The 7,011-nt window shown below is 61.3% G+C and carries 6 protein-coding genes and 1 tRNA gene; 2 read left to right on the top strand and 5 right to left on the bottom strand.

Translation table 11 applies throughout. The features are described from left to right. Nucleotides 1–168: 168 nt before the first annotated feature. Nucleotides 169–2,295 carry a glycoside hydrolase family 3 N-terminal domain-containing protein gene (locus FN369_RS02525; protein ID WP_246189495.1) on the top strand — a complete coding sequence of 709 codons (2,127 nt, stop codon included), beginning with the start codon at nucleotides 169–171 and terminating at the stop codon, nucleotides 2,293–2,295. On the opposite strand, the gene FN369_RS02520 is transcribed toward FN369_RS02525, so the two are convergent. Both FN369_RS02520 and FN369_RS02515 read right to left on the bottom strand, forming a co-directional pair. After that, nucleotides 2,267–3,478, bottom strand: coding sequence for a class I SAM-dependent rRNA methyltransferase (locus FN369_RS02520; protein WP_142524637.1), 1,212 nt, complete (start codon nucleotides 3,476–3,478; stop codon nucleotides 2,267–2,269). The genes FN369_RS02525 and FN369_RS02520 overlap by 29 nt on opposite strands. Before the next feature lie 49 nt (nucleotides 3,479–3,527). Then, nucleotides 3,528–4,706 (bottom strand): KamA family radical SAM protein, encoded by a 1,179-nt coding sequence (locus tag FN369_RS02515; RefSeq protein ID WP_246189494.1) that lies wholly within the window; start codon nucleotides 4,704–4,706, stop codon nucleotides 3,528–3,530. A gap of 312 nt (nucleotides 4,707–5,018) precedes the next feature. Here FN369_RS02515 and FN369_RS02510 point away from each other — a divergent pair. Beyond that, a tRNA-Tyr gene (locus tag FN369_RS02510) sits at nucleotides 5,019–5,101 on the top strand. Between the two features lie 75 nt (nucleotides 5,102–5,176). On the opposite strand, the gene pssA is transcribed toward FN369_RS02510, so the two are convergent. The 3 genes from pssA to FN369_RS02495 form a co-directional block, all read right to left on the bottom strand. After that, nucleotides 5,177–6,001 (bottom strand): CDP-diacylglycerol--serine O-phosphatidyltransferase, encoded by an 825-nt coding sequence (pssA, locus tag FN369_RS02505; protein ID WP_246189493.1) that lies wholly within the window; start codon nucleotides 5,999–6,001, stop codon nucleotides 5,177–5,179. After that, nucleotides 5,998–6,639, bottom strand: coding sequence for a phosphatidylserine decarboxylase family protein (locus FN369_RS02500; RefSeq protein WP_142524635.1), 642 nt, complete (start codon nucleotides 6,637–6,639; stop codon nucleotides 5,998–6,000). The genes pssA and FN369_RS02500 overlap by 4 nt, the downstream gene beginning before the upstream one ends. Nucleotides 6,640–6,698: 59 nt before the next feature. Continuing rightward, nucleotides 6,699–7,011 (bottom strand): phosphatidate cytidylyltransferase (locus FN369_RS02495; protein WP_178087622.1); only part of this gene is annotated, 313 nt, incomplete at its 5' end.

Raw genomic sequence — 7,011 nt, 5'->3', positions numbered from 1 at the left:
GTCGGCCGGCTTCCCGGCCGTTGGAGCGAGAGAGATCTCCCTCGGAGATGGGCGGCGAAGCAGAATGGATCATGTCTTGTTGCGCTGGGATTCCTCCTGTTTCTTTCCTTTGTGGTCGACTCTTCGTCTTCGGCTTCTCCTCCCAACTCCCAGGAGCTTCTTTCCCGCATGACGATCGAGGAAAAGGTCGGGCAATTGGTTCAGATGGGGGCGGCGAGCGGGGCGGATCCGCTCTCCGCTCCGGTGAAGAAAGCGATCCGGGAAGGGAGGGTGGGAAGTTTCCTGAACTGGCGCGACCCGGCGGCGATGGTCGAAGCACAGAGGCTGGCGCGGGAAGAATCCCGCCTCGGGATTCCGCTGCTCTTCGCCTTCGACATCGTTCACGGCTTTCGCACCGTCTTCCCCATTCCTTTGGCGCTGGCGGCCAGCTGGAACCCCCGCCTCGTCGAGGAGGTTGCCGCCCTTTCCGCCCGGGAAGGACGTTCGGCCAACATCCATTGGACTTTTGCTCCCATGCTGGACATCTGCCGCGATCCCCGCTGGGGGCGCATCGCCGAATCGCCCGGAGAAGATCCGTTCCTCGCCTCCGTTCTGGCGACAGCCTGGGTGAAAGGCTTCCAAGGCGACGACCTTTCTTCGCCGGAGCGGCTCGCCGCATGCGCAAAACACTTCGTCGCCTACGGCGCGGTGGAAGGAGGACGCGATTATGCCGCCGTCGACCTCTCGCTAGGCAAACTCCTCGAAGTTTCCCTTCCCCCCTTTCAAGCAGCCGTTCGCGCGAACGCCGCTTCGGTCATGTCGGCCTTCGTGAGTGTCAACGGGCTCCCGGTAGCCGCCAACCCTTTCCTTCTTCAGACCCTCCTGCGCCGGCGGCTCGGCTTTCGCGGTCCGGTGATCAGCGATTGGAATGCCGTCGCGGAACTGCTCCCGCACGGGGTTGCCTCCACCTCATCTGAGGCGGTCCGCATCGCCATGGAAGCGGGTGTCGATATCGACATGGCAAGCGGACTCTACGCCGCCGAACTGCCGGGGCTCGTCCGCAGGGGGGAAATCCCGGAACCGCTCCTCGATCGCGCCGTCGAGCGAGTCCTCGATTTCAAGACCCGATTAGGGCTTTGGAACGTCGCCGCGAAGGCTCCGACTCCCGAGGGAGCTTCTCTGCCGAGCGGCTCGCGAAGGCTTGCTCTCCAAGCGGCCAGGGAAGCAATCGTCCTTCTGAAAAACCGAGGCTCCCTCCTCCCCCTTTCGTCCCGGATCCATTCCATTGCCGTCATCGGTCCCCTTGCCGACGATCGGAAGAACGCCTTGGGGCCTTGGTCTGGCGTCGGCCGGCCGGAGGATGTCGTGAGCATCCTGGAAGGAGTCCGCAACCGCGCGCCGGCGGGAACCCGGCTGCTCTTTGCCCGAGGCTCAACGATCACAGGCGGATCCAAGGCCGGATTTGCCGAAGCCGTCGCGGCGGCGAAGGCGGCCGATCTGGTGCTTGTCGTCGTCGGAGAGGAGGCGAGGATGAGCGGGGAAGCGGCTTCCCGGTCCGATCTCGGCTTGCCGGGAAGGCAGGAGGAGCTCGTTCGCACTCTTTGTGAGAGCGGTAAACCGGTCGTAGCGATCCTCTGCAGCGGACGGCCGCTCGCCATACCATGGATCGCCGACCATGTTCCCGCTCTCTTGGTCGCCTGGTTCCTGGGGGTGGAATCGGGAAATGCGATTGCGGATATTCTCTTCGGTCTCGCCGATCCGGTGGGAAGACTCCCTGTGACGATTCCTCGAGCGGTCGGCCAAGTGCCGATTTATTACAGCCATGCCAACACCGGCCGGCCGCCGGGGAGTGGTCGGGATGTTTCGGGGTACATCGACCTGCCGGAAAGCCCGCTTTTCCCCTTTGGCCACGGCCTCGCCTATACCCGTTTCACCTATCGGGATATCCGGGTTTCGCCCGAGAGGGTCGGTCCCGGACAGTCGATAGAAGCGAGCGTGCTCCTCGAGAACGAAGGTCTGCGGGCCGCCGTGGAGACGGTCCAGCTCTACCTGCGCGACCTGGCGGCGAGCATCACGCGTCCCGTAGCCGAACTGAAAGGATTCCAACGCGTTTCTCTCCGACCCGGACAAAAATGCCGAGTCTATTTCTCCCTTCCTTCCGATGCTCTCGCCTTCCTCGGGCCGGACGGCGAACCGAGGAGGGAGACGGGGGATTTCGAGCTTCGGATCGGCCCCTCATCCGCCGCGGGCCTCTCGGCTCGCTTTCGTTTCGACGACACTCCTCGCGTCAGGACCTCTCCACCAACAAGCCCTTGAGATACTCGGTTTCCGGAATGGTAGGGAGAATCGGGTGGTCCAAGGACTGACCGAGAGTTTTTCGAACGCGAACGGGCACGTTCGCTTCCCAGGAAGAGCGGCCGATCAGATCCTTCCATTCGCTCAATCCAAAATGGTGCGAGCAACAGAAGCTGGCGAGCCTACCCCCCGGAACAAGCAGCCGCAGCGCGCGCAGGTGGAGCTCGTGGTAGCCCCTCTGCGCGGCGATCCGCTGGGCCTTGGTCTTTGTGAAGGAAGGCGGATCGAGGATGATGAGATCGTATTGCTCCTTGGCTTGCAGCGCCTTTCTCAACCAGTCAAAGACATTCTCCTCCACCCAATCGATCCGCACGCCCGCCTTTTCGGCGGCGCATTGGCCGGCCCGAAGCGCCACCGCCGACTGGTCGACCGCCGTGCAGGAAAGAGAGCCGGCCGCCGCACAAAAAAGGGAAAAAGCCCCCTGGTAGCAGAAGAGATCGAGCACGCGCCTGCCCGAGGCAAAGGCGCTGACTTCCCGATAGTTCGCCGCCTGATCCAAGTAGAGTCCGGTCTTTTGCCCCTCGAGAAGACGGGCGGGCAGCAGAACCCCGTTTTGGCGAACCCAAAGCGGGTCGCCGTAACTCCCCGACAAGACCTTCTTTTCCAGCGACAAACCTTCCTGAAGCCGGACGGGAGCGTCGTTGCGAAGGATGACTTGAGAGAGGCCCGTTTTTTCCTGGAGCAGGGTCACGATCTCCGCGGCTCGCTTTTCCATGCCGGCGGTGAGGGTCTGCACGACAAGCCAATCCCGATAGCGATCGACTACGAGCCCCGGGAGTCGATCAGACTCCGACCAGACCAGACGCGCCGTATCCGCATCTTCCGGCCGCAGCACACCTAAGGCCCTCCGATAGGAGAACGCTTCGTCGAGTAACCGGGAAAGCAGGGGGCCGTCCAAAGCCTCCTCCCTTCGGGAATAGAGTCGGACCGCAATCTGTGAGCGGCTGCTCCAAATTCCGCAACCGATCCGATCTCCCCAGGCGCTTCTCGCCTCTATGCAGTCGCCTTCGGCAAATGTGCCTTCGATTTGCGCCAGCTCGCTTCGATAGATCCACGGATGCCCAGCGAGGCTCCGATGCTTTCCTTGTCGCTGGAGCAGAACGCGGCCGGAAATGACGGCGGGGAGTGGAGGAGAAGTGGACAAGAGGAGGCGGAGAGACGGGGTTGTAATTTCCGGGAGAAAACCGGGCGACTCAAGCCATGCTTCCGCGCCCCGGGCTGTCGGCGTTCTTCGAGAAAGGACGGGGAGACGGATAGCTATAGAGCTTCCCTAGGAAGTTCCGCAGGAGAATCTGCCCCCGTTCTTCCCCGACGATGTAATCGGGATTGAGCGGAATTTTTCCTCCGCCGCCCGGCCCATCGACCACATACTGGGGGACGGCAAAGCCGGTCGTGTATCCTCGAAGCTGCTGAACGATTCGAATGCCCTCCTCGATCGGCACCCGGAGGTGATCCGTGCCTTCGATTAAGTCGCACTGATACAGATAATATGGGCGCACCCGCGCCCGAACCAGCTTGTGAACGAGTTTCCGAACAGATTCCACCGAATCATTCACGCCCCGCAAGAGAACCGATTGGTTGCCGAGCGGAATCCCCGCATCCGTCAGCCTTCCAAGCGCCCCTCGTACCTCTGCGGTCAGCTCTGCGGCGTGGTTGGCATGAATGTTCATCCAGAGCGGGTGATAGTCTCGCAAGATCGCGCAGAGCTCGGGCGTCACGCGCTGAGGCAGAAAGATCGGGACCCGCGTGCCGATCCGTAGGATCTCGATGTGAGGGATCTCCCGCAGGCGGCCAAGCAGCTCCCCCAGCCGGCCGTCGGAAAGAAGCAGCGGGTCCCCTCCGGAAAGCAGCACGTCCCTCACCTCCCGATGCTCCCACAGGTAGGCGAGGGCGCGATCGACGTCGACCGACAGATGCTGCTCGCCGACCCCGCTCACGATCCGCGATCGGGTACAGTAGCGGCAATAGCTGGCACAACGATCGGTCACCAGGAAAAGAACCCGATCGGGATAGCGATGAACGAGTCCCGGAGCGACCATGTTCCCATCTTCGCCACAAGGATCGCTCATCTCGTAGGGGGCGCGGAGGAGTTCTTCGGCCCGAGGAATGACTTGGCGGCGGATAGGACAATCGGGATCGTCGGGAGAGAGAAGGTTGAAGAAGTATGGGGTGATCGCCAGGGCGAGCTTCCTTGAGGAAGCGAGCAAGATTCCCTTTTTTTCGGAATCGGTCAGTCGCAGGCGCCCGTCGATTTCCTGGAACGAAGTCAGCCTATGGCGAAGCTGCCACCGCCAATCATTCCACAGATCATCCGGAATGCCGGCCCAGAAGCCTTTACCAGCCGAGCGGAAATCGCTATCGCGGCAGCTCAAGAGGAGGTCCTTCCGTACACAGAAGGCAAAGCTAAGTCTTTTGGTATCCTTGTCAACCGCCCGTTGCCTCAAAACGATTCGGGATCCCGTGAAAAATTCATGAAGTTGGGGCCCGCAGCCCCTCCCCCGGTGAGGAGATGCTTGGAAGAAGCCGGAATCCGCCACACAAATCGGGTGATCCTTTGGGCCAGCTCGCGAAAACTCTCGCGGCCGTCTTCGGCCTTGCCAAGCGTCGCCCGAGCTGCTTTCCTTTCCCTTTCCCCCTTCCAGGGAGTACGGATCGAAGGTATCCTTTTTCTCCTGTGGCAAGACGGGCAGATACCGAAGCGGCCAAACGGGGCAGACTGTAAATCTGCTGGCTCACGCCTTCGCTGGTTCGAATCCAGCTCTGCCCATTTCCTTCGCTGTGCGATCCGCGGAGAGGTTCCGTCCCGCCAGCCTCGTGTCCGGCTCTGCCCGAGGAACGCCTCTCATTCCGAAGGCGCTTCCTTTTGCTCCATCTCCTCTTCCTCGAGAGCTCGCCGCCAGTGTGGGGAAAGCAACGGGCGAATGAAGCCGAAGAGGAAGTAAGCGAGGAAGTCCACGGCCAACATCCACTTGTAATAGACGATGGTCAGAGCGGTCGCCGCCAAGACCAACAGGAATTTCGGCATTGAATGCTGCGTGCGCAATCCCACGCCCTTGAAGCTCGGGTAGCGGAGCTTGCTGAACATCATGAATGAGAGGAGCAAGAGAAGACCGGCGAGGACATAACGACCCCAACCCTGCTTCATCTCGCGGTCGGTTTCATACAGGGAGAGCATGAAGAGCGTAATCGACGATACCAGGCCGGCGGCGGCGGGAATCGGAAATCCCGTAAAGACCTCTTTGCTCTCCTCGGCACGGGCGGCATAGACGTTGAAACGGGCCAAGCGGAGCGCCCCGCACACGAGGTACGTAGCCGCCACGATCCATCCAAGCCGGTGCGGGAACTGGTAGAGGACGATCTCGAAGACCAGCAGAGCGGGAGCGACGCCGAAAGAGATCAGATCGGCGAGGGAATCGAACTCACGTCCGAAGGCACTCTCTTTTCCTCCTAGACGCGCCACCCGTCCATCGAGCAGATCGAAGACAAAGGCGGCCAAGATGAAGTCCAAGCTCGTTTTATAGGTATGAATCCATCCGGAAAGCTCGCTATCGCGCAGGATGCTGCCTTCCAGGATCTTAAGGATGGCGAGGAAACCGCAGAGCAGGTTTCCTGCTGTCATGAGGCTCGGCAAGAGATAGACCTTACTCTGGTTTTCGGGCTCTTTCACGGCCACCGAGCTACGACGGTCTCTCCCGCGTGGACGACACTTCCCGGCTCGACGAGAATACGACATTGCTCGGGCAAGTAGAGTTCCGTACGAGATCCGAACCGAATCATTCCGATTCTCTCCCCCGCATGCAGGGAAGCTCCTCTGCCGACCCAGGAGACGATTCGGCGTGCAATCAAACCCGCGATCTGTCGCACCCCCACCGTCCCGCGCGGGCATTCGATCCACCAGTCTTGGCGCTCGTTGCGCTCCGCCGCCCCTGGAGAGCGGGCATCCAAAAAACTTCCTCGCGTATACGCCATTTTTGTCACGGTTCCTGCCACGGGGGCACGGTTGACATGTACGTCGAAGACGGAAAGAAAGATGGCGACGCGGCGCATGGGCTGGGACGAAAATGGGCTTTCGCGGACGACGTCCACCTGGACCACCCTGCCGTCGGCGGGCGCAAGAATGGCATCGGGATCCTCTACCGGCCGTCGCTCGGGATCGCGAAAGAAGAAGCCGATGAATCCGAGCAGGAGCAAGAGCGCCGTTCCCAAAAAACGACTCCACCGGAATGGGAGAACGAAGAAGAAGACGGTGGCCGCCGCAACGACTAGGAGCAACGGCAGCGCGTCTCGAACGGCAGGAGGAAGCATTGTTTTTCGCCCTTTTTCCTTTCCCATCCTCTCCGAATGACTCGTGCCGCCTTCCGCCGCTAACGGGGCATCCATGCGCTTCCACCAAATCGCGCCAATCCGTAAAAGTAGAATGCCGGCGCCGCGAAGAGCAAACTATCGACGAGGTCGAGCGCACCTCCGATCCCTGGAATCCACTGGCCCGAATCCTTAACATGCGCGTCCCGCTTCGCGGCGCTCTTTGCTAGATCGCCCCATATGCCCAGCGATCCGAGCCCCAACCCCAGGAGCACGGCGTCCGCGATTTCGAATCGCAATAGGCTCCTTCCGGAGAGAAAGACGATGGCGAGGCTCGCCAAGAGCGCTGCGATCAAGCCCCCCGCCAGTCCTTCC

Origin of the sequence: Methylacidimicrobium cyclopophantes (assembly GCF_902143385.2) — a bacterium.
Classification (GTDB): Bacteria; Verrucomicrobiota; Verrucomicrobiia; order Methylacidiphilales; family Methylacidiphilaceae; genus Methylacidimicrobium; species Methylacidimicrobium cyclopophantes.
Note: the sequence above shows the minus strand (reverse complement) of the source record. Positions and strands in the feature narration are given on the sequence as shown.

Excerpts from the sequence above, each read along its gene's own strand:
- FN369_RS02500 (WP_142524635.1), bottom strand. The coding sequence starts at position 6,639 with ATGCTTCCTCCTGCCGTTCGAGACGCGCTGCCGTTGCTCCTAGTCGTT.
- FN369_RS02525 (WP_246189495.1), top strand. The coding sequence starts at position 169 with ATGACGATCGAGGAAAAGGTCGGGCAATTGGTTCAGATGGGGGCGGCG.